The organism is Sphingobacterium sp. PCS056 (assembly GCF_023273895.1).
Classification (GTDB): Bacteria; Bacteroidota; Bacteroidia; order Sphingobacteriales; family Sphingobacteriaceae; genus Sphingobacterium.
Window position 1 is genome coordinate 1 of record NZ_CP096883.1, and the last position, 23,581, is coordinate 23,581.

Annotated in this window: 19 protein-coding genes; 9 read left to right on the forward strand and 10 right to left on the reverse strand. The window is 37.2% G+C overall.

The genetic code is table 11. The features are described from left to right. The first annotated feature begins 207 nt into the window (after nt 1–207). From MUB18_RS00005 to MUB18_RS00020, 4 genes are read left to right on the forward strand one after another with little or no spacing between them, the layout of a single operon-like run. Complete coding sequence (locus tag MUB18_RS00005; RefSeq protein WP_248754612.1) at nt 208–1,710, forward strand: ankyrin repeat domain-containing protein; 1,503 nt, start codon at nt 208–210, stop codon at nt 1,708–1,710. 4 nt (nt 1,711–1,714) lie between these two features. Continuing rightward, nucleotides 1,715–2,200 carry a DUF2271 domain-containing protein gene (locus tag MUB18_RS00010; protein ID WP_045753456.1) on the forward strand — a complete coding sequence of 162 codons (486 nt, stop codon included), beginning with the start codon at nt 1,715–1,717 and terminating at the stop codon, nt 2,198–2,200. A 5-nt stretch (nt 2,201–2,205) separates the two neighbouring features. Continuing rightward, nucleotides 2,206–4,389, forward strand: coding sequence for a PepSY domain-containing protein (locus MUB18_RS00015; RefSeq protein ID WP_248754613.1), 2,184 nt, complete (start codon nt 2,206–2,208; stop codon nt 4,387–4,389). Nucleotides 4,390–4,407: 18 nt separating this feature from the next. Continuing rightward, the gene (locus MUB18_RS00020; RefSeq protein WP_248754614.1) at nt 4,408–5,367 is read left to right on the forward strand and encodes an FAD:protein FMN transferase; all 960 of its coding nucleotides are present in this window, start codon (nt 4,408–4,410) and stop codon (nt 5,365–5,367) included. Between the two features lie 7 nt (nt 5,368–5,374). On the opposite strand, the gene ccoS is transcribed toward MUB18_RS00020, so the two are convergent. From ccoS to ettA, 9 genes are all read right to left on the reverse strand, one after another. After that, nucleotides 5,375–5,560, reverse strand: coding sequence for a cbb3-type cytochrome oxidase assembly protein CcoS (gene ccoS, locus MUB18_RS00025; RefSeq protein ID WP_248754615.1), 186 nt, complete (start codon nt 5,558–5,560; stop codon nt 5,375–5,377). A gap of 28 nt (nt 5,561–5,588) precedes the next feature. Further along, the gene (locus tag MUB18_RS00030) at nt 5,589–7,598 is read right to left on the reverse strand and encodes a heavy metal translocating P-type ATPase (protein ID WP_248754616.1); all 2,010 of its coding nucleotides are present in this window, start codon (nt 7,596–7,598) and stop codon (nt 5,589–5,591) included. A 154-nt stretch (nt 7,599–7,752) separates the two neighbouring features. Beyond that, nucleotides 7,753–7,977: a heavy metal translocating P-type ATPase metal-binding domain-containing protein gene (locus tag MUB18_RS00035; protein ID WP_248754617.1), complete on the reverse strand. Its 225-nt coding sequence runs from the start codon at nt 7,975–7,977 to the stop codon at nt 7,753–7,755. Nucleotides 7,978–7,987: 10 nt separating this feature from the next. Further along, nucleotides 7,988–8,482: a hypothetical protein gene (locus tag MUB18_RS21895; protein WP_317233172.1), complete on the reverse strand. Its 495-nt coding sequence runs from the start codon at nt 8,480–8,482 to the stop codon at nt 7,988–7,990. Beyond that, nucleotides 8,454–9,362: a coproporphyrinogen-III oxidase family protein gene (locus MUB18_RS00040; RefSeq protein WP_317233173.1), complete on the reverse strand. Its 909-nt coding sequence runs from the start codon at nt 9,360–9,362 to the stop codon at nt 8,454–8,456. The genes MUB18_RS21895 and MUB18_RS00040 overlap by 29 nt, the downstream gene beginning before the upstream one ends. Nucleotides 9,363–9,369: 7 nt before the next feature. Continuing rightward, on the reverse strand, nt 9,370–9,783 hold the full coding sequence (locus tag MUB18_RS00045) for a lactate dehydrogenase (protein ID WP_045753460.1): 414 nt from the start codon (nt 9,781–9,783) through the stop codon (nt 9,370–9,372). Between the two features lie 194 nt (nt 9,784–9,977). Then, the gene (locus MUB18_RS00050) at nt 9,978–11,039 is read right to left on the reverse strand and encodes a response regulator (RefSeq protein WP_045755389.1); all 1,062 of its coding nucleotides are present in this window, start codon (nt 11,037–11,039) and stop codon (nt 9,978–9,980) included. A 6-nt stretch (nt 11,040–11,045) separates the two neighbouring features. Continuing rightward, the gene (locus MUB18_RS00055; RefSeq protein ID WP_248754618.1) at nt 11,046–12,236 is read right to left on the reverse strand and encodes a PAS domain-containing sensor histidine kinase; all 1,191 of its coding nucleotides are present in this window, start codon (nt 12,234–12,236) and stop codon (nt 11,046–11,048) included. 3 nt (nt 12,237–12,239) lie between these two features. Further along, entirely contained in the window at nt 12,240–13,922 is a 1,683-nt protein-coding gene (ettA, locus tag MUB18_RS00060) for an energy-dependent translational throttle protein EttA (RefSeq protein ID WP_094772993.1), read from the reverse strand. Between the two features lie 182 nt (nt 13,923–14,104). Between ettA and MUB18_RS00065 the strand changes: the two genes are divergently transcribed. Together MUB18_RS00065 and MUB18_RS00070 are read left to right on the forward strand one after the other, a co-directional pair. After that, on the forward strand, nt 14,105–16,639 hold the full coding sequence (locus MUB18_RS00065; RefSeq protein WP_094772994.1) for an ATP-dependent Clp protease ATP-binding subunit: 2,535 nt from the start codon (nt 14,105–14,107) through the stop codon (nt 16,637–16,639). 124 nt (nt 16,640–16,763) lie between these two features. After that, the gene (locus MUB18_RS00070; RefSeq protein ID WP_248754619.1) at nt 16,764–17,189 is read left to right on the forward strand and encodes a hypothetical protein; all 426 of its coding nucleotides are present in this window, start codon (nt 16,764–16,766) and stop codon (nt 17,187–17,189) included. 54 nt (nt 17,190–17,243) lie between these two features. Here the strand turns inward: MUB18_RS00070 and recN are convergent, their stop codons facing one another. Then, entirely contained in the window at nt 17,244–18,911 is a 1,668-nt protein-coding gene (gene recN, locus MUB18_RS00075) for a DNA repair protein RecN (RefSeq protein WP_248754620.1), read from the reverse strand. Between the two features lie 659 nt (nt 18,912–19,570). On the opposite strand from recN, the gene MUB18_RS00080 reads away from it, so the two are divergent. The 3 genes from MUB18_RS00080 (at nt 19,571) to MUB18_RS00090 (ending at nt 23,566) form a co-directional block, all read left to right on the forward strand. Continuing rightward, nucleotides 19,571–21,184, forward strand: a complete 1,614-nt coding sequence (locus tag MUB18_RS00080) for a DUF4139 domain-containing protein (RefSeq protein ID WP_248754621.1) — start codon at nt 19,571–19,573, stop codon at nt 21,182–21,184. A gap of 110 nt (nt 21,185–21,294) precedes the next feature. Further along, nucleotides 21,295–21,927, forward strand: coding sequence for a SprT-like domain-containing protein (locus MUB18_RS00085; protein WP_248754622.1), 633 nt, complete (start codon nt 21,295–21,297; stop codon nt 21,925–21,927). Then, the gene (locus MUB18_RS00090) at nt 21,917–23,566 is read left to right on the forward strand and encodes a M28 family metallopeptidase (protein WP_248754623.1); all 1,650 of its coding nucleotides are present in this window, start codon (nt 21,917–21,919) and stop codon (nt 23,564–23,566) included. The genes MUB18_RS00085 and MUB18_RS00090 overlap by 11 nt, the downstream gene beginning before the upstream one ends. The last annotated feature ends 15 nt before the right edge of the window (nt 23,567–23,581 follow it).

Genomic DNA, 23,581 nt, shown 5'->3' on the forward strand with positions numbered 1-23,581 from the left:
TTATATAGTGTTTAAAACTTAGAGAACTAATTTTTTACCATATCTATATTATCTATATCCTTTTGTAGCATATTATTATAATATATAGCAACCACTTGCAATAAATTTTACTTTTTTTCTAAAAATTACATTATATTTTATAGATTTGCTCTCTATTTAGATTTAGTATAAATAAATTCAATATATCGAGGTATTTAAATCAATAATATGAAAAAGATCTTTCTAGCAGCCCTATTATTATCTGCTCTTTATGGAAAAGCCCAAAATAATAATTCATTAATGAATGCTGATTTCTGGAAAGGCTCGCCCAATTTGGATGCTGTAAAAACTGAAATAGCGAAAGGAAATAGCCCATCAAAACCGAATGCAGCTTCATTTGACCCTGTCACTACTGCCATATTAAATAAAGCTCCAAACGATGTCATTAAATATTTAATTGAACAAGAAGGCAATAGTGTTACTAAAAAGACGCATCACAGCCGTAGTTATTTGCACTGGGCTGCATCAACAGGAAATCTAGAACTCGTACAATATTTAATATCGAAAGGATCTGATGTCAACTACCAAGATAGCCATGGTTTCCCAATTGCAGCTTATGCCGCTTCAACAGGAAATAAAAACACAGCTGTGTATGATCTTCTATTTAAAGCTGGTGTAGATCCTAAACAAAAGTATGAGGATGGCGCTACATTATTATTATTGTCGGTGGCTGCAGACCAAGATTTAAGTATTACTGATTACTTTATATCTAAAGGATTATCCTTATCAGATCAGGACAACTTTGGTAGAACCGCTGTTGATTATGCGGCAAAACTAGGCCATGTTGACATCATTGAAAAACTCATTAAAAGAGGTGTAAAGCCAACAAACAATGCTCTTTTCTTCGCTACACAAGGATCAAGACAGATTACTAACGGCATTGAAACTTACAAATACTTGGTGGAAACACTAAAACTAGACCCGAAAGCGACTAATAAAGACGGTGCAACAATCCTACAGGCATTAGTACGCAGACCAAATATGGAAGTCATCAATTACTTCTTGTCTAAAAATGTAGATGTCAACAAAGCCGACAATGAGGGAAATACAGCTCTTATGGTTGCTGCTGCAGGTAAAGATGCTAAATTGATTGAATTATTATTATCCAAAACAGCTCAAGTAAATGCAGTCAATGACAAAGGAGAATCCGCATTAACAAAAGCCATTGCTAACGGCTCCTCTGAAATTTTGTCCCTATTGTTAAAAAATGGTGCTGATATCAAAATCATCAATAAGGATGGAAATAACTTGGCGTATTATTGGTTAAATTCATATACCGAAAATGCCCCACAAGGACAGACTGGTCAACGTGCTTCTCAAGATCATAGTTTTGAAGAAAAATTAACCTTATTACAAGATAATGGTTTAAATGTTACAGATTTACAAAAAAATAAAAGCTCTCTTTTACATTTAGCGGTTGCCAAAGAAAACTTAAATTTAATCAAAAGAGTTGCTGCATTAGGGACTGATATTAATGCACAAGATAATGACGGAATGAGCCCATTACATAAAGCTGCACTAATTGCTAAAGATGATGCTGTTCTTAAAGAATTGATTTCATTAGGTGCTAAAAAAGATCTGATCACATCTTTTGATGAAACAGCATACGATCTAGCAAAAGAAAATGAATTTCTAACAAAAAACAATGTTTCCATTGATTTCTTAAAATAATAGCATGAAAATTTCTATAAAATTTCTACTTCTTTTATTCTTTGTTACTCTTTTTAGTTCTCATTCATTTGCACAATCGAGTAAGTTCAAATGCATGATCCAAATGAATAGTTATGAAGGTGAAGGTGCATATATCATCATCTCATTAATTAACCCGAAAGGAGCTTATGAAAAGACACTTTCTGTTTTAGGACCAGATAAGCAATGGTATAATACATTGAAAGAATGGCATAAATTTCAAACAAAATCGAATGTTAAATTGAGTGCCATCACCGGTGCTTCTGTTGGTGGTGGTGACCGTGCAATGAGAACGATCGAAATAGATGACACGAAATTAAACAAAGGATATAAGTTGCGCTTTGAATCAGCTGTTGAAGAACAAAAATACCATGTCACCGATGTTGAAATTCCATTGACAACAGAAGCGTTAGCTGAGCGCGCTAGCGGAAAAGGTTATATTAAATTTGTAAAATTAAATAAAGTTCAATAATTAAAATGACTTTATCCATCTGGAGGTATGCACATTTAGCTCTTGCGATAGTATCATCCCTATTTTTACTTATTCTTTCCTTTACCGGAATTATATTGGCGATCGATGCAGTTAACGAAAAAAACCAAGCATACCAAGTAGCAGATCTCAATACAATAAACCTTTCGCAGTCCATCACTGAACTGCGAAAGGTCTATCCCGAAATCATTGAAATAGCAGTTGACCATAATCATTTTGTTAGTATCGATGCTTTAGATGAAGAGGGTAATACAATTAAAGGCTATATTGACCCAAAAACGGGGAAGATTTTAGGTGAGATAACACCCAAAAGTCAATTCATTCAATGGACAACAGCTTTACACCGATCCTTATTTCTCCATGAGACAGGACGAATCATAGTAGGTGTAGTATCTTTTATACTCTTATTGATTACCTTAAGTGGTGTCGTCCTTATTCTTAAACGCCAGCAAGGCCTACGTCATTTCTTTTCTAAAATTAACCGAGACTTCTTCGCTCAATATTTCCATGTTGTCAGTGGCCGGTTTTTCCTAATTCCTATTCTAATAATTGCGTTAACGGGTACCTATTTATTTATGGCCAGAATGGAGTTCATGAAAAAACCGAATGCAAATATCCAACATACCGCTGAGACTGATAATGATAAAATTGAATTTAAAGATTTTAAGATTTTTAAACAGCATACATTAGCTGATATTGAAAAAATCGAATTCCCATTTATGGATGATGATCCAGAGGAATTCTATACGCTAAAATTTAAGGATCGCGTAGTCACTGTTAATCAATTTAATGGGGCAATAGTAACAGAAACCAAGTATCCTTACACTGCAGCACTTGAAAAGTTAAGTCTCGATATTCATACGGGAAGGACAAATGTGATATGGGCAATCATTTTGGGTCTTGCCTCCTTAAATATCATCTTTTTTATCTATACCGGATTTGTTATCACATTTAGAAGAACGAAAACAAAAATTAAAAATAAGTATAAAGCGGATGAGGCTGAAATCGTCATTTTAGTGGGTTCAGAAAATGGTAGCACTTTATTTTTTGCAAACCAAATTCATAAACAATTACTAGCAGATGGCAAACGTTCCTTTATAGCTGTGATGAACCAATATCAAAGGTATCCAAATGCAGCACATCTTTTGGTGTTCACTTCTACTTATGGTATAGGGACAGCACCAACGGGTGCATCGAAGTTTGAAGAGCTACTTTTAAAAACTCCTCAAGAACAACAGCTACAATACAGTGTCATCGGCTTCGGCTCACAAGCCTATCCAGATTATTGCGCTTACGCAGAACGTGTGGATCAAATTCTGGCATCACAAGAGTGGGCAACTCGTTTTCTCGATCTACATAAAGTAAACGATCGATCAATACATGAGTTTACGAACTGGGTTCATCAATGGAGTGAAAAATCATGCCTCGCACTAGCAACTGCACCATCCGTGTACCAAACAAAAGTTGTGGGGCTAAAAAAACTTAAAGTTGTCAAAAAAACAACAGAAGACCAGGCTACCTTTACGGTCATATTAAAACCAACTGCAAATGTCAAATTTCAATCTGGCGATCTTTTGGCCATATATCCTACAAATGATCATAGGGAGCGATTTTATTCGATCTGTCAGTATGACGGAATGATTCAGCTAGAAGTAAAACTCCATCCTAATGGATTGGGATCAAACTTCCTTTACGATCTAAAGCAAAATGATTTTATCCATGCGCGCATCATGAGTAATCCCGAATTTCATTTTCCGAAGGCTCCTGCTGTCATTATGATTGCCAATGGAACCGGTATAGCACCATTCTTAGGAATGATCAATAACAATAAGAAAACGCCAATTCATTTATATGCTGGTTTTAGGTATAACAATACTGTCACAAAGCGGTATCAAGAATTTGCTCAAGAGGAAATTGAAAAAAAGCATTTAAAAACATGTCATTTTGCCTATTCAAGAGAATCAAAATCTCAATATGTGATGGATCTCATCCAGCAAGATGCTCAACTTTTTTTAGAACATTTAGAAAATGGTGGTGTTATTATGATCTGTGGATCGCTTCATATGCAGCGAGATGTTGAGCAGGTTCTGGAAGGAATCGCACCATCTCAAAAAGGCAAAACACTTCAGTATTATAAGGCTAAAAATCAGATTCTAACCGATTGTTATTAATCCTAACAGCAAAAAATCATGAAGTTTTGTTATATCTTCCTATTTTTACTGATCAGCCATTTGAGTAATGCGCAAGTTTTGTTAAAAAAGCAAGTTACATTAATGGGTTCCGTATTTGAGATAACGATTGTAGACCAAGATACCGCAACCGTACGAAAACATATTGATTTGGTGATATCGGAGGTCAACCGTATTGAAAATCTGATTTCCGAATGGAGACCTGAAACTCAAATTTCACAAGTCAATCGCTACGCCGGCATTAAGCCTGTAAAGGTCGATCGTGAAGTTTTTGATTTAACCACAAGAGCAATCGAATACTCCAAAAATTCAAACGGTGCTTTTGACATCAGTATTGCTGCTTTAGATAAAATATGGCGATTTGATGGGACAATGAACGAATTGCCATCGGAAGGCGCTATCCGTAAATCGGTAGAAAAGGTGGGCTATGAACATATTGTATTGGATAGTGCCAATTGCACGATTTACTTATCCATACCAGGTATGAAAATTGGATTTGGATCTATCGGTAAGGGATATGCTGCCGACATGGGTAGAGCTTTGATGCAAAAAAAATCAGTTCAAGCCGGGATAGTCAATGCCTCAGGCGATTTATCAACTTGGGGATATCAGCCCAATCATACTCCGTGGTTAATCGGGATTAAAAATCCTTTTAAGGCTTACAAAACAATTAAAATACTCCAGATGGAAGAAAGTGCGGTCGCGACCTCCGGAAGCTATGAAAAATATGCGGAAATTGGGAACAAAAGGTATACGCATATCATCAATCCTAAGACGGGGTATCCGGCAACTGGACTAACTAGCGTGACCATCTATGGCCCTTCTGCTGAGTTTGCCAATGCATTGAGTACCTCAATTATGGTGATGGGTCAAAAGGAAGGTCTAAAACTAGCAAAAAAATTTCCGCTGTATCACTATGTATTGATAACAGACAAAGGCAAAATACGAAAAAGCCGCTAACAGTATATTAGTGGAACGATTTTCCGTCCTCCTGCTTGGAATCAATCTCTTCGACATCATCGTCAAATAAAATACGAACTGATGGCGTATAGGTATCGTCATTCTGTCCCGTTTTATTGGCCCAAAAGAATGCTCCTAAAAACAATAACGCGACAAATACACTACATCCAATTAACATAAAGATGATACTCATAATACTATTTCAAATTAGTAAAAAATACTTATAATCCCCGTCTTTTTGCGAACCAGCGCGTCAATAAACTTGTAAAAGATATAATAGTCACCGTACTTATTGGCATCAGTATCGCAGCAAATAACGGCGACATTTCTCCCTGAACGGCAAAACTCAATCCGATCACATTATAAAACAATGAAATACAAAAACTCAGATGAATGACGCGTACCGCATCTTTACTAAAGGCAAAAAACTGGGGTAATTTTTGAAAAGCGGCACCATCCAAAATAGCATCGCAACCAGGTGAAAAATTATTAATATCGTCACTTACGGCTATTCCTAAATCAGCAGCTTTTAAAGCTCCAGCATCATTCAAACCATCTCCAATCATACAAACATGACCTCCATTATCTTTAAACATTTGGATGATATCCAATTTATTCTGTGGAGACTGATTAAAAAGTAAGCGTGTTGTTGATGGAAAAATTTCTTTTAGCACCTCTTTTTTTCGATCATTATCTCCTGATATAAGATGCAGGTCATAATTTTTTAAATCATGGATAATACCGGAAAGTCCTGTTCGCCAGGATTGTTCCATTGCAAAGCTACCTTTCACTTTATCATTGATGGATACGAACACATAGGATGCTTCTTCTGTATTTTTGGGTGCATTCACAAATCGAGCGCTTCCGATTTTGATCGTATATTTTCCGATCTGTGTTATGGATCCCTCTCCTATCTTTTCTTCATATCGATCCACAGGGATCGGTTCTATATGATCTAACCACTTTACAATTTCTCGACTCAAGGGGTGACTTGAATTACGGCAAGCAGAATATACCAATACTTTTTCCTCCTGTGTCAAAAAGCCTTCAAAAACGATACCACTAACTGATGGTGAGGAAATCGTACCGGTCTTGTCAAAAATAATAGTATCAATGGCTGCCATCTGCTCGATAGCATCTGTATTTTTGACATAAAACTTATTTCTATCGAAGACACTTAGTGCTGCTGACAACGTAAATGGTGAACTGAGAGCTAAAGCACATGGACAGGCAATAATCAAAACAGCAGTAAATGCGCCCCATGCTTTATTAGGATCCTGCCCTACCATCCAAAATACAGTGGCTGATATGGCAATCAATAATAAAGCAATCGTAAAATATTTACTGATATAACTAATAAACGTCTGAAATTGGCGATCATATTGCTTATAATTATCGTTATTCCAAAGTTTGGTCAGATAAGATTGCGATACAGATTTGACCACTTCCAGTTCAATTGCTTCTGCCATTTGACGGCCGCCAGCATAGATCACCTCCCCTAATATCTTGGTGATAGGTTTAGATTCGCCGGTCACAAAACTGAAGTCAACACATGCTTCACCATGTAGCAAAACGGCATCAGCTGGTATAATTTCGTTATTACGAACTAATATCCGGTCACCGACCTGTAGTTCTGCAAGTTGAATTGCCTTCTCTTTTCCTTCTTGTATAGTGGTTACCGCTACGGGAAAATAACTTCGATAATCACGCTCAAAAGAAATATGATAATACGTCCTTTCTTGCACCCACTTGCCAATTAAAATAAAAAATACCAAGCTGCAAAGTGTATCTCCAAAACCTGCACCTGATTGTGAAATCACTTCGTAAGCAGTGCGTAGAAATAGTATAAAGATCCCGAGTGCCAAAGGAACGTCGAGATTCAATCTTTTTTGACGGATACTTAAAAATGCGGATTTAAAATAATCAGAAGCACTATAGCATAGTACAGGTAACGTAAATAAAAGATTGGCATATCCAAAAAATACCGAGTATGATTTTTCAAAACCTGCAAGTCCAAAATATTCTGGAAAACTCAACATCATAGAATTTCCAAAACAAAATCCTGCCACTGCGATCTTAGCGATCAATGGGTTTGAATTTACCTTCTTACCTTCTTTAACCACATCTTGTAAAGTGATCTTGGGCTCATAGCCTATACTCACCAAGAGTTCAACAAGATGATATAAGGATAAATCGGTATGCTTAAATGTGATGCTAGCTTGCTTTTTCATAAAATCAACCTTCGAGGAGATCACATGCGGATTGATTTTATATAGATTTTCTAATAACCATATACAGGAACTACAATGTATAACGGGTATGTAAAAAGTAATGATGGTGATCTGCTCATCCTTAAAATCGATCAATTTATCAACTATGGCAGCCTCATTCAAATACGATAAATCGGCGGTTTTTTCCCTGTTTGGACTTTCCCGGATGCTGATTATAACGGTAATAACTTTGCATGTTATTTTCGTTAAGAATCTGATAAACCGTTTGGCAGCCTAAACAACAAAAATCATGTTCAGCATACTGATAGCCGGCTAACTCAATTGTATCACCACAGTGAAAACAATGTTGCGCTACTTGAATCTCTTTCGTTTCCACCATCTTTTAATCGTTAAATCGCTTGACTGAATAGTTGCATTTCACTTTTTGATTTTTGTAATCTCAGATCAAATGCCATACATACATTTCGAAGAAAGGATTTACCTAAAGAAGTGATGATAATCTGATCTGAATCCATCTTAACGACTCCTTCATCGATCATTTCTTGTAATTTTTTCACAATCGTATCGTTACCCAAAAAGCCTTCGATCAATTGGGTCTCACCTTTACACATCAGATCTAAAATATATCGTCTTATGATGACATCTTCTGCATCGAGCAGGTGACCTTTAACCACAGGCAATTGACCTTGATCTAGCAACTGTTGATATTCTTCTACATGCTTGACATTCTGTGCAAAACCATCCCATGAATCGCTGATGGAAGAAACTCCTAAACCAATGAGTAAAGGACGATAGCGATCTGCATATCCCATAAAATTACGATGAAGTCTTTTTTCTTGGAATGCGATGAACAATTCATCTTCGGGTTTTGCAAAATGATCCATTCCGACATCGAGGTACCCTGCTTCTTGTATCAGTTTCTTCCCTTGCGTATATAAAGCTAACTTTTTCTTCTCCCTGAGGTAAATCTAGTTCTGTATAGTGGCGTTGGCCAGGCTTGATCCATGGAACATGTGCATAACTGTAAAAAGAAATACGATCTGGATCTAGGATTAAGGATTCTTTTATCGTTTCGGTGATAGTTTGTAAATTTTGTTTAGGCAAACCATATATTAAATCAAAATTAATCGAAGTATATCCAATCTTACGTGCTTCTTGCATGACGCGCCTCACATCAGCGACATCTTGTTTTCTATTGATCGTAAATTGGACCAATGGGTCAAAATCTTGAATCCCTAAACTTAATCTTCGAAATCCCAATTGATACAACACATCGAGGTGTTCAAAAGTCGTATTTCCAGGATGTGCTTCAAATGAAAAGGAAGCGTCTTCCGCTATTTGTGCATGAGATAAAATACCATTGATCAATTTCGCTAAATGCTCTGGAGCAAAAAAAGTAGGGGTCCCACCACCGAGGTGAATTTCAGAAATCAAAGGCGCACCTTCCTTTAATATTGCTGTATATATCCCCCACTCTTTCAGTAAACTATCGATATAGGGCAACTCAACTTTATGATTCTTGGTTATTCTTGTATTGCAACCACAATAGGTACACAGACTCTCACAAAAGGGCAAATGAATATATAGACTTATTCCAGAGTCTTTAGACTTTTGATAAGTATGATATACACTTTGCATCCATCCCTCAGTAGAAAATTGGTCATTATCCCAAAATGGAACTGTTGGATAACTGGTATAACGCGGTGCGGCAACATTATATTTTCGCACAAGATCTTGTATTGCTATTACACTATTCGTTTTCATGATCATCTTATAATTTCACTCCACAGTCTTTTAGACAACAACAAGCGGTTCCGACACATTTACCTGCACCCCAAAGATTTAAATTACGAATCGTTTGCTCTGCAATCCCTTTTGGAGTTTGATCCTCATAAGGTGTATTGGCAACCTGTATATCCAACTTTCCAGCTTCGATCAAATCAATATGTCCTGTACCTAAGGTACGTGTCAAAATACGATTGACACCCATATTTTTTAAAGTTCGCAACATCGAGGCTCCTAGTATATCATGGGCAGATATGATCACCACGTCTTTTCCTGTAGCATAGACTTTTGTTTCTTCATTAAGCCCATTAGCAATAAAGGTCAAATCATGCATTTTACCATTAGCGATTGCTAACAACTCTTTTTCAAAGGCCTGAATACTATAAACAACTACTTTCATGCTATCTTTTTTGATATTCTAATTCCGAACTAGTACAAAAGTAAATAGTCTACAAATATTTGTATATGAAGTTCATCAGCTTAAAATGTGATTTACGTCACAATATAGAGTGTCATTAAAAATCAGTTCTTAATAAATAAGGGCTGAATCCACGATGGATTCAGCCCTTATTTATTAAGAAAACAACAGGAATGTTATTGCTTAACTTTTCGCAGGTTATTAATAGAGAAAATACGTATCGCACTCTTCTCCTTTGCGATTAAATTTTCATCTCGGAAATCAGCTAATACTCTTGAGATTGTTTCGTTTGCCGTGCCAGCAATTGTTGCAATTCCCTCTCTTGATATTTGAATCACACATTCGTCTTTGACAGATGTATCAACCGTTTTTTCAGCAATACTAACGAGCGCATTGGCAATTCTTTTACGAACGGTATCGTAAGCGAATGCCAGCAATTGTTCTTCTTTTTCTCTGATATTGCCTGTCAACAGTTTAATGAATTTACCCGCGATCAAAGGTTTTCGATACAGCAATTCAAAGAAATCTTCTTTGGTGATTAGCGCAATCTCAGTTTTTTCTATTGCCTGCACATTGTCCGAATATTTTTCATTCAGTAACATGGCTTCGTACCCCAGATAAGCACCTGCAGATTGCATGTCTGTGGAGAGCTCGCGTCCATCTGTATAACATAAAAAACTTCTGACTTGTCCACTCAGCACAAAATAGACAAATACCGGAGAATCTCCTTCTTCGTAAATGGATTGCTTTTTTTTAAATACTTTGACACGAGATTTTTCAATAAGTTCTTTTAATAAAAAATCTTGTTCTTCAGGACTTAAATACAATGAGTTTTTAATGGCTATTGCTTCTCCGATCTGTCCTCTTTTTTTAAAACGTACATCAATGGCATTCAATAGTTCAACATCATCGAAAGGTTTTGTTAAATAGTCATCTGCCCCAAGCTCCATTGCTTTGCGCATATCCGAACGCTCTGCTTTTGCTGTCAGGAAAATAAACGGAATATGAGCCGTCTCTTCATGTCTGCTTAAAATATACAAAACCCCATATCCATCCAGTTCAGGCATCATGATATCGCATAGGATCAAATCGGGTAAATGAGCCATTGCTAGGTCGACACCAATCCGACCATTTTCTGCTGAAAGCACATCATAGCGCCCAGTTAACTCGAGAATCTCTGCTGTTCCTTCCCTTATATCTGTATTATCCTCTATGATAAGTATTGTTTTCTTTTCCACCTCCAATTATTTATTTTGAGTAAATACCATCTTTAAAAAAGTTCCTTCATTCAATGCCGATTTATATTCCATCACTCCATCCATCAGATGCACATAACGTTTTACAATATTCAATCCAAGACCAGTACCTGGAATATTTCCTGTATTATGCGCTCTAAAGAATGGTTCAAAGAGGTTCTTTTGTTCTTCCTCTGGAATACCTATACCGTTATCGCGAACTGTTATGATACAGGTGTCTCCTTCAATGATGGTATTAAATTCGATGAATGTATCCTCTCCAGAATATTTTATTGCATTTGAAATCAAATTTACAACTGCATTCTTCAACAAATTAGCATCCATCAAAAATACACCGACCTCACCTGTGTGTTGGTAGACGATATGTTGATTTTTCTTACAGATCAACTGCATCTCTTCAGTAATTTCTTCAGCAAGCTCAACGACATTGATCATCTGTTTATTGACCGTAACAACACCTGCTTCTAATTTTTCCAGCGATAAAAAGTCATTTAATATACTGGTGAGCAGTTGCACCGAATTTTTGATTTTACTTGTATGTTTCATGACACTTGCAAAATCAGGTTTTTCGAGATATTTATCGATCAGTGATGCTGATAGTTGTACCGAGCTCAATGGTGTTCTAAATTCGTGTGAAGCCATAGAAACGAATCGTGATTTCAACTGCCCCAATTCCTTTTCTTTTTCTAAAGATTTTGAAACTTCGGCCTTTGTTTTCTCCAATTCCGATACCAGCATGATCAGGTCTTTCGTTCTTTCACTTACCTTTTGTTCTAGCTCGACTGCATGTTTCTTCAACCGGTTTTCCGCAGCTTTCTCTCTTGTAATATCATGGATAAAGCCTGTGAAGATATTTCTATTTTTATACCAGACTTCGCTTACAGCTAAACGAAAAGGAAAGGTGGTTCCATCTTTCTTTCTGCCTAGAACCTCCCTTCCTATTCCGATGATCTTTTTATGCCCTGTTCTTTTATAATTATCGATATAGCTATCGTGGAGACTCTGATCTGGCTCGGGCATTAATATCGAAACATTATTGCCGATGACTTCTTCTTCACTATAACCAAATAAGTTACATGCCGCTGGATTAATAGATTCAATCAATCCCCGATTATCGATGGTAATAATTCCATCGATTGCATGATCAATAATTGCTTCTAAAAGCTTCGCGCTTTCCATGAACTACTTGACTAATTTTTTATATTTAAGACGATGTGGCGTAACATCACCAATTCTTTTCTTTCTATTTTCCTCGTACTCCGAATAGTTACCTTCAAAGAAATAAACCTGAGAATCACCTTCGAATGCCAAGATATGGGTACAAATACGATCTAGGAACCATCTATCGTGGGAGATGACTACCGCACAACCTCCAAAATTCTCTAAACCTTCTTCCAAAGCACGTAGCGTATTCACATCGATATCATTGGTAGGCTCATCCAGAAGAAGCACATTTGAACTCTTCTTTAAGGTAATCGCTAAGTGCACACGGTTACGTTCCCCACCAGACAATACACCTACTTTCTTTTGTTGGTCGGCCCCGTTAAAGTTAAATTTGGACACGTAGGCTCTAGAGTTGGAAGAACGATTGCCGAGCATGATGTTTTCATTACCATCTGTAATATTTTCCCATACCGATTTCTCAGGATCCAAATCATCATGATTTTGATCGACATAACCAAGCACAACAGTTTCACCTACTTTGAAAGTACCTGTATCCGGTTGTTCTTGGCCTGTAATCAAGCGGAATAAGGTAGTCTTTCCAGCTCCATTGGGACCAATGATACCGACAATACCGGCAGGAGGAAGCGAGAAACTTAAATTTTCAAATAAAATACGATCTCCGTAAGATTTTGAGATGTTATCTGCTTCAATCACGACATTGCCTAAACGCGGTCCTGGCGGGATAAATAGTTCTAATTTCTCTTCACGGTCTTTTGTTTCCTCTGAGGCTAATTTCTCGTAATTATGAAGACGTGCTTTGGATTTGGCATGTCTCGCTTTAGGAGCCATACGCACCCACTCCAATTCACGTTCTAAAGTCTTTTGACGTTTTGATTCAGTTTTTTCCTCTTGCGCTAGGCGTTTAGATTTTTGATCTAACCAAGAAGAGTAGTTTCCTTTCCAAGGCAGACCTTCACCACGATCCAGTTCTAAAATCCATCCAGCCACATTATCTAAGAAGTAACGATCGTGGGTCACAGCAATGACCGTTCCTTTATATTGTTTTAAATGTTGTTCTAGCCAGTCAATAGACTCGGCATCCAAGTGATTGGTAGGCTCATCCAGCAATAAAACATCAGGTTCTTGCAGTAAAAGGCGACACATTGCTACACGGCGACGCTCACCTCCTGACAAATTGGCAATCTTAGCATCAGGCTCTGGACAACGTAAAGCATCCATTGCACGCTCCAATTTTGAATCAATTTCCCAAGCATTTGTGGCATCAATAATATCTTGAAGCTCACCTTGTCTACTTAATAGCTTATCCATCTCATCTGCATTTTCATACACTTCAGGTAAGCCAAATTTTTCGTTTATTTCTTCGTACTCTTTTAAAATAGCGGTTATTTCTGCAACACCTTCTTGAACGATTTCAAGCACTGTTTTTTCGGGATCCAAAATAGGTTCTTGGGCTAAATAGCCTACAGAATAACCTGGAGAGAATACCACTTCACCTTGAAAAGATTTATCTAAACCGGCAATGATTTTTAATAATGAAGATTTTCCAGAACCGTTAAGACCGATTACGCCAATCTTTGCACCGTAGAAAAAAGAAAGGTAAATATTTTTTAAAACTTGTTTTTGAGGAGGGTAAATTTTGTTGACACCCGCCATTGAAAAGATTATTTTTTCGTCTGACATACTAATCAATTATACTTTATTTGGACAATAAATACACACAAATGTAAACTTTTATACTGACATTTTGATCGATTTAATAGCATGGCTTAATTGTTGATAAATATTACTAAAATATTAAGGATTGATAAAGTAAATTTATTACATTTATATCATTCTTGGTCATTAAAAGAAAGGTAAATTACATGGAAGCAAAATTTTCACCGCGCGTAAAAGATGTCATATCGTACAGTAGAGAAGAGGCTTTGAGGTTGCGTCACGATTATATTGGCACAGAACATTTGTTGTTAGGTTTGATTCGTGAAGGTGATGGCATGGCAATCAAGATCTTGAGAAATATCGGGATTGACACTGCAGCTTTACGACAGTCTGTAGAGGAAGCCGTGAAAAGCTCAGCTGTATCTCGCACCCCTATTGGCAATATGCCACTTACTAAACAAGCAGAAAAAGTACTTAAAATCACATATTTAGAAGCTAAAATTTTTAAAAGTGAAATTATAGGAACGGAGCATTTGCTATTAGCTATATTGAGAGATGAGGATAATATCGCATCTCAAATATTACAGCAATATCAAGTGAGTTATGATATTTTCAAAGCGGAAGTAGAACAGAATAAGACTACAATTCGTGATGAAGCTCCAGGCTCGTCAACTGGTGATGACGATTATCCTGAAGAAGAGCAATTCATCCAGCCTAAAAAGGTTTCTGACATCAAGTCTAAAACTCCGGTTTTGGACAACTTTGGTCGTGACTTAACAAAGGCTGCAGAAGAAGGTCGTCTGGATCCGATAGTGGGTCGTGAAAAAGAAATAGAACGTGTTTCTCAAATCTTATCACGCCGTAAGAAAAACAATCCGTTGTTGATCGGTGAGCCCGGTGTTGGTAAATCTGCTATTGCAGAAGGATTGGCATTGCGTATCGTACAACGTAAGGTATCACGTGTGTTGTTCAACAAACGTGTTGTTACGCTTGACTTAGCCTCTTTAGTGGCGGGTACCAAGTACCGCGGTCAGTTTGAAGAGCGTATGAAAGCTGTGATGAACGAGTTGGAGAAATCTCCAGATGTGATTTTATTCATCGATGAGATTCATACCATTGTAGGTGCTGGTGGAGCTTCGGGTTCATTAGATGCATCTAACATGTTCAAACCTGCATTAGCAAGAGGTGAGATTCAATGTATCGGTGCTACAACATTGGATGAATATCGTCAGTACATTGAAAAAGATGGAGCATTAGACCGTCGTTTTCAACGTGTGACTATCGAACCTGCTACGCATGATGAGACGATTGAGATTTTAAATCGTATTAAAGAAAAGTACGAGGAACACCATAATGTCAACTACACTCCTGAAGCGATTGAAGCTTGTGTAAGCTTAACGACTCGTTATATTACGGACCGTTTCTTACCAGACAAAGCGATTGATGCTTTGGATGAGGCAGGATCGCGTGTGCATTTGACGAACATTCATGTTCCGCAAACGATTATTGATATTGAAGAGAAAATCGAAGAAATCAAATTAGAGAAAAATCGTGTGGTTCGTAGCCAAAAATATGAAGAGGCTGCTAAACTAAGGGATACTGAGAAAAAACTTTTGGAGGAACTTGACCGTGAGAAGATCGCATGGGAAGAAGAAACCAAAGCGAAGCGGTATGTCGTTAGTGAAGATAATGTAGCAGAAGTTGTCTCGATGATGACAGGGATTCCTGTTCAACGTGTTAGCCAAACAGATAGCCAAAAGCTACTGAATATGGGTGAGTTGATGAAAAATAGAATCATCGGACAGGACGACGCGGTGCAAAAGTTAGTAAAAGCTATCCAACGTACTCGTGCGGGTTTAAAAGATCCGAAAAAACCTATTGGTTCATTTATCTTCCTCGGTCCAACAGGTGTTGGTAAAACGGAGTTAGCGAAAGAACTAGCACGTTTTATGTTTGATTCTGAAGATGCATTGATCCAGATCGACATGAGTGAGTACATGGAGAAATTTGCGATATCACGTTTAGTGGGAGCGCCTCCAGGATATGTTGGTTATGAAGAAGGTGGTCAACTGACAGAAAAAGTTCGTCGTAAACCTTATGCGGTCATCTTATTGGATGAGATTGAAAAAGCACATCCTGATGTTTTCAACTTATTGTTGCAGGTATTGGATGAAGGACAATTGACAGATAGCTTAGGTCGTAAAGTTGATTTTAGAAATACGATCATCATTATGACTTCAAATATTGGAGCTCGCCAGTTGAAGGAGTTCGGTCAAGGTGTTGGTTTTACTACTGCGGCAAAAACAACTCAAACAGATTCTCATTCGAGATCGGTTATTGAAACAGCTCTGAAACGTGCCTTTGCTCCTGAGTTCTTAAATCGTATTGATGATGTGATTGTTTTCAATTCATTATCCAAAGAGAATATTTTCAAAATCATTGATATTGAATTGAGATCTCTATTCGGTAGAATTACAGATTTAGGTTATACCATTGATTTGACTGTTGCTGCTAAAGAGTTTATTGCAGAAAAAGGATACGACACTAATTTTGGAGCCCGTCCATTAAAACGAGCAATTCAAAAATATTTAGAAGATCCAATTGCAGAGGAAATCTTAAAAGGCGATATCAAAGCTGGCGATCGTTTAAAAGTTGATTTAAACGCTGAAACAAAAGAAATACAAGTGGTTGCAGACCGATCAGAGACACCGATTGAACCTGCAGACAAGAAAGAAGAATAATTGAATTTTATTAATTTATAAAAATGCACCATAATGGTGCATTTTTTGTTAGAAGTGTTAATAGAATGTTAAACTTTTTTAGTGACCAGCAGTCTTATAAATACGAAACAAAATAATTACAGATATGAAAAGAATTTTATTAGCCCTATTAATAGGTGGTGCAACCTTAACTTCACTTAGTTCTTGCACGAAAGAGTATGTAACAAATCAAAATTTCCTACCAGGAATAAGTTATACTGCAGCTGTACCAACTGCCGACTGGGATTTAATTGCAGGTGCTAATACTTATGTTGTAGAATTGGATTTCCCTGAATTGGATAAAAAATACTTTGATCATGGGACTGTTACTATTGCCATGAAGACAAAAAGTAATCCAACTCAGTATGAGATTATTCCTGCAACAATAGATAACTACAGCTATTCAGCTAATTATTCTATTGGAAAAATTAAAATCTATGCTAAAGAGGTTGGATCTTCTACAATAATAAAATCTCCCGAAGATATGACGGTGAAGATTACTCTAACTGACGCAGACAACGGTGGTAACTAGAAAATAAAAAGCCTCTTAAAAAAAGAGGCTTCTTTTTTTAATCCTTCCCTTAGGCTATTCTACAATATTAAGCAATGCTTTTGCATGGGCCAAAGCTGCTGAAGTAGGTTTTATACCGCTTAACATTTGTGCTATTTCTTTGATGCGCTCTTCTTGATTTAACAAAACAATATTAGATTTCGTTTTATCACCCTCATCGATTTTATATACTTTGAAATGGGATTGACCTTTTGAAGCAATCTGTGGTAAGTGGGATATGGCAATAACTTGCATATTGACTGCTAAACGCTCCATAATCTCTCCGACTTTGAGCGCTACTTCCCCCGAAATACCGGTATCAATCTCATCAAAAATAATCGTTGGTAAAGCGGAACTTTTTGCGACCAAAGACTTAATAGCAAGCATCACCCTAGAGAGCTCTCCTCCTGAAGCAACTTTATGAATCGCCTGTAACTCTTGTCCTTTATTTGCTGAAAATAAAAACTGGATGCTATTCATTCCACTTTCTTTCAACTCATTTTCGCCCAATTCCTCCAACTTCACTTCCAATTTAGCATTTGGCATCCCGACTTCTGCTAATACAGAAACCACATGCTTCTCAATTGTAGGTAAGGCTTTTTTCCGGATTTCAGTTAAGGATTTTCCCTTTTCAATTGTTTGCTGATACGATTCGGCTAACTCTTTCTCTAGCGCAAGAATGCGTTCATCTTGCGTATTGACATCTAATAATTTTTGCTCTAGAGCCTCTTGAATGGATAAGAGTTCTTCAACAGTATCGACATGATGCTTCTTCTGTAGGTTATATATTAAACTTAAGCGTTCGTTGATCTGTAACAATTTCTCTTCATCCAAATTTGTTCCTTGCTCCAAGTATCCGATCTCTGTTGCTATATCTTTAGCCTCGATCCATACACTTCTAAGGCGATTTGCAAGTTCTGGTAAAGCGGTTAAATAAGGCGCTACAGTTTCCAATTGTCCTAATGATTCTTTTAATTGAATCACCACATTCTGCTCCTGCTCTTCCAGGATATGCATCGCTCCTAACAAGCCTCTTTTGATCTCCTCTGCGTTTTCAAGTTGCTGTTGTTCGGTTTCTAAGCTCATCTGTTCGTCTTCCGATAGATTCGCTTGATGAAGTTCATCAAATTGAAATTGATTGAAGTCCGCCTCGATATGCGCTTGCTTGGCAAGATCTTTTATCTTTTTCAATTCACTCTTCACTTTTTTATAAGTGAGGAATGAGGTGAGGTAGCTGTTTTTTAAATCGGCAGATTTTGCGACATTATCCACCACTAAAAATTGGAAATCTTCGGTATTGATCTGCAATGTGGCATGTTGCGAATGAATATCAATCAGCTTCTCGCCTAAGCTTTTAAGGATAGCAAGCGTCACGGGAGAATCGTTTACAAATGCACGCGATTTACCATCAACACTAATTTCACGTCTTATAATGGTTTCATCTTCATAGTCCAAATCATGCTGGTGAAAAAAGTCTTTGAGATCATATGCTTCAATTTGAAAGAATCCTTCGATGCTACATTTCTTATCTTGAGTAAAAAAATATTTACCTTCAATTCTACTGCCTAAAATAAGCGATAAGGCGCCCATGATAATGGATTTACCTGCCCCAGTTTCTCCGGTGATCATATTCAATCCTTTATCAAACTGGATGGATAATTCATCAATCAAAGCGTAATTCTTAATATCTAATCTCGCGAGCATACTTTTTTAGCTGTATATTTTTTTTCACTAACATTTATCTTGTTAAACTTCTGATGGTCTTTTGGATAACATGGATCATCTGCTGAAAACAATAATTTTTATATATTGAATTTTGTATTCGATTTATCTTGATTCTATATCAAACTTAGATAATTTTGTTTTAATTACGTTATTTATCATAACAAAATTATTCGATAGCAATTCCTTTTTTTAACCAGCATTGCTTCGCCATTATCCACCTATGCACCCACATCAAGAATTGCATTATAATTTATAAATAAATGAATATAATCATCTATAGTAAACTGAAATAATGCTTTTTATCAAATTACCAAGCACTAAGGTAATTACAAAATATCATAATTACTAAATAAAGTAGCTAAAAACCTACCAATGTTAGTAATTTAATTAAGATTAGCTAATACAAACACCATATCTTTTTCCTAATACCCTACTATAAGATCATCACTGTGTGTAATTGTGTTTATTATAGTAAAGGAAACGGATGCTCATCTTATCTATTTTCTACAGTAATTAAAAAAAATGAAGCTATATCTATATGTGCTACATCGTGATGTAATCATCATAGTGACGCTAAATAAATTTTTATGCAATCTTGCACTGTACTGCATCTTAATGTATATCATCAAAAGAACAATATGAATATAACAAAAATCACCTTAGCGATTGGTAGCGTCATTATCAGTGGCAGTTTATTTGCACAGAGTCCCCAAATTATTAAGACGGATTTAAGAGAGGTTATGCTCTATACGAATGCTGCTGAACTTAATCATCATGCTACCGTAAACCTAGCCAAAGGAACGAGTGAGCTTATATTTACACATATAGCCAATGGTATAGATGAAAACAGTATTCAGATCGGAAGCTCTCCTCAAGTAACAGTGATGTCCGTACGGTCAGCTGTCAATTATATTGGTGCTGATGTTAAAAGCGATGCATTTGTAAAAGCTGAAAACTATTTTAAGAAGGAATCCCATACATTGGCAAATTTTCAAAATCAAAAAGCCACGGAAGAAAGTATCTTGAAACTGCTGGAGAGTAATCAAAAAATAGCAGGAGTAAATGGCAATACAACGGTGGCTGAACTTGCGAAGATGGCCGATTATTATAAGACTAAATATCTTGAGGTAAAAAGCAATATAACGGCTTTGGATGACCAAATACTCCTGCAACAAGATCTGGTAAACAAAGCTCAGGTACAATTGGAGGAGGTAAAAGGGCAAACAACAGGTTCTGGAGGACAACTTATCGTACAGGTCATGAACAATCAAGCTGGAAACCAACCTTTCGACATTACTTACACATCTTCGCAGGCATCCTGGAATGCTTCTTACGACCTCCGGTCTGCTCATACCTCTTCGCCTTTGGCAATCATTTACAAAGCCAATGTAACCCAGGAAACTGGAATCGATTGGAAACAGGTACATCTTATATTAGCAAGTGGCAATCCTGCTCAATATGGTATTGTACCCAATTTAACTCCTTGGCAACTGTATTATAATCAACCGGTACAATCGCGTCCCATGATGCTTCAAAGCAAAGCTGACAACATGGTCTTCAATGAAGTTGCTGTATCTGATCAGAAGAACATACGGATTCGCGGAACGAGCAGTATCAACAGTTACACCGAACAAAACGAGAATCAGCTGAATACCACATTTGATATTTCTATCCCATACGATATTGCATCTAATGGCAAACCCCACAGTGTATCCTTAAAAGAGTATACACATCCTGCAACTTACAGTTATATTGCGATACCACGTATTGATCCGAATGTGTACTTGATGGCTGAACTGACGGATTATGAAAAACTCAATCTTCTACCCGGGACCGCAAATGTCATGTTTGAAAATATGTTGGTCGGAAAAACCTACATCAACCCGAATGACGCGACCGATACCCTAAAGCTGAGTATGGGAAGAGATAAAATGATCAGTATTAAACGCGATAAGATCAATGATCTATCTCAGACCAAGATCTTAGGTGGTAGTAAAAAGCAAAGCTTGGTTTATGAAATTACGATCAAAAACAATAAAAAGAATAGTGTGACCCTCAACTTGCAAGATCAGATTCCAATCGCTACAGATAAATCGATGGAAATCACTTTGGATGATCATAGCGGAGCTGATGTAGAAAAAGAAACTGGTCTACTCAAATGGAATGTAACTATTCCTGCTGGCGCTACTCAAAAAATACGATTTGGGTATTCTGTGAAATATCCAAAAGAAAAATTGGTGAGCATCTACTAATACCATCTATTAGAGAAAATGAAAAACCGCTGTAGGAATACAACGGTTTTTCGTTTTTAATTTCTTTCATCATACGGTCATTAATAATAAAAAAAAGTTATGTTTGTGTTATGCAGGATTACAGTGCTACATTGCGTAAATTTATGCCGGAGGCGGCAGCGCCCATTATCTCCAGATGGATTAATGATACTGGCTGCTTATTTAAAATATCCAAATCCCGCAGTACCAAACTAGGCGACTACCGAGCACCTTTTCGTACTGATGGGCATCGTATATCGGTCAATCATGACCTCAATCCGTATTCTTTTTTGATTACCACAATCCATGAGTTTGCACATCTACAAACTTGGCAGCAACATAAACATGCTGTAAAACCACATGGAAAAGAATGGAAAACTAATTTTCAAAATTTAATGGACCCTTTCTTAAAGCTGCAAATTTTTCCAGCTGAAATTGCTCGTGCAATCGCTCAATATTTGGAAAACCCCGCAGCTTCCAGTTGTACTGATCTTCATCTCTTTCGCACGCTTAAAAAATTTGACAAGCACTCCGATCAAGTTTTTACAGTGGAGATGTTACCGGAAAAAAGTCATTTTAAACTACAAAATGGACGTGTCTTCCAAAAGCAAGAGAAGGTAAGAAAGCGCTATAAATGTCTGGAATTAACCAGCAATAAACTTTATCTTTTCCACCCTATTGCAGAAATTTATCCCATTGAAATCGCACATATACATGAAAAATAAGTTTAAACACCTTGCCCTCGGTATAGCATTGTTAGCCATGCTACATCCTGTATCGGCTCAAAAAAAACAAAATATCCTTGATCAAAAAGCACTCGGCAGCATTACTGAAAAAAGCTATAAGAACACGATCCTCAAACTATCGTCGGATGAATTTATGGGGAGAAAACCTTTTACAAAGGGGGATACTCTGGCGACCAATTATATTGCGGATCAGTTTAAAAAGTTAGGACTAAAACCTGGAAATGGCAACAGTTACTTTCAGGAGGTTCCGATGGTGGAAATCACCTCAACTCCCAATGTAATCCTGTCTTTGAAATCTTCGCAAGATGAACTTACCTTACAAAACCTTAGTGATTATGTGGTGACAAGCCGTCGTCTCCAAGAACAGGTCGAACTGAAAAATACGGAATTGGTTTTTGTGGGATTTGGTATTGTTGCTCCAGAATATCAGTGGAATGACTATCAAGATCTTGATGTAAAGGGAAAAACTGTCGTTGTCATGGTCAACGATCCTGGACATTATGATCAGTCTCTTTTTAAAGGTGATACGATGACCTATTATGGAAGATGGACTTATAAGTATGAAGAAGCGGCACGTCAAGGTGCAGCAGGCGTCATGATTATCCATCAGACAAAGGCCGCTAGTTACGGTTGGAATGTCATCCGTACAGGTTGGGGAAATGCTCCACAGATGGACTTAGACCATGTGGGCGATCCTAATCAATATGCACAAGTGGAAGGCTGGTTATCTACAGAAAGTACATCAAAGCTTTTAAAACTAGCAGGCTATGATGACTCGCTATTGGAAAAAGCTAAGAAAAGAGGCTTTAAAGCTGTTCCATTAGGAGTAAAAACAAATTTTGAGGTCAGCAATAAAATAAAAAGATCAAAGTCAAATAATGTCATAGCCAGACTTGAAGGTAAAAGCCGTCAAGATGAAAATATTATTTATACTGCACATTGGGATCACCTTGGTACTGGTGAACCGGTCAATGGAGATTCTATTTATAATGGAGCTATTGATAATGCTGTTGGTGTAGCTGCCTTGTTTGAAATTGCAAAAGCTTTTAAAGCTGCCAAGAAAGCACCTGAACGTTCTATTGTCTTCTTGGCCGTGACATCCGAAGAAGATGGATTGCTGGGATCTGACTATTATGTTAGAAATCCTATTTTTCCGTTAAAGACAACAGTTGCTAATATCAATATGGATGCTTTTAGCGCTGCTGGAGCAACAAAAGATATATCCATTGTTGGAAAAGGACAGTCGGAGATGGATGACTATGCCCAACGGTCTGCATTGAAATTTGGACGTTATACCAAAGCTGAAGGAAATCCAAGTTCTGGAGGTTTTTATCGTTCTGACCATTTTAATTTTGCTAAGGTAGGTGTCCCTGCCCTTTATGCTGGCAGCGGTAGTGATTATATCGAGCAAGATACTTCGATCATAGCGCAACGAAAGAAAGCTTTGGAAGGTCGGTATCATGCCGTAAATGACGAGGTGATTCCGGAGTGGAATTTTGAGGGGATGCTGGCCGATATCCGATTATTTTTTGATATTGGTTACACCTTAAGCCAAGAGGATATTTTCCCGAAATGGAAAGAAAAATCTGAATTTAAAGAAATAGGCGAAAAGCGTTAGTTATTTTATACTTTT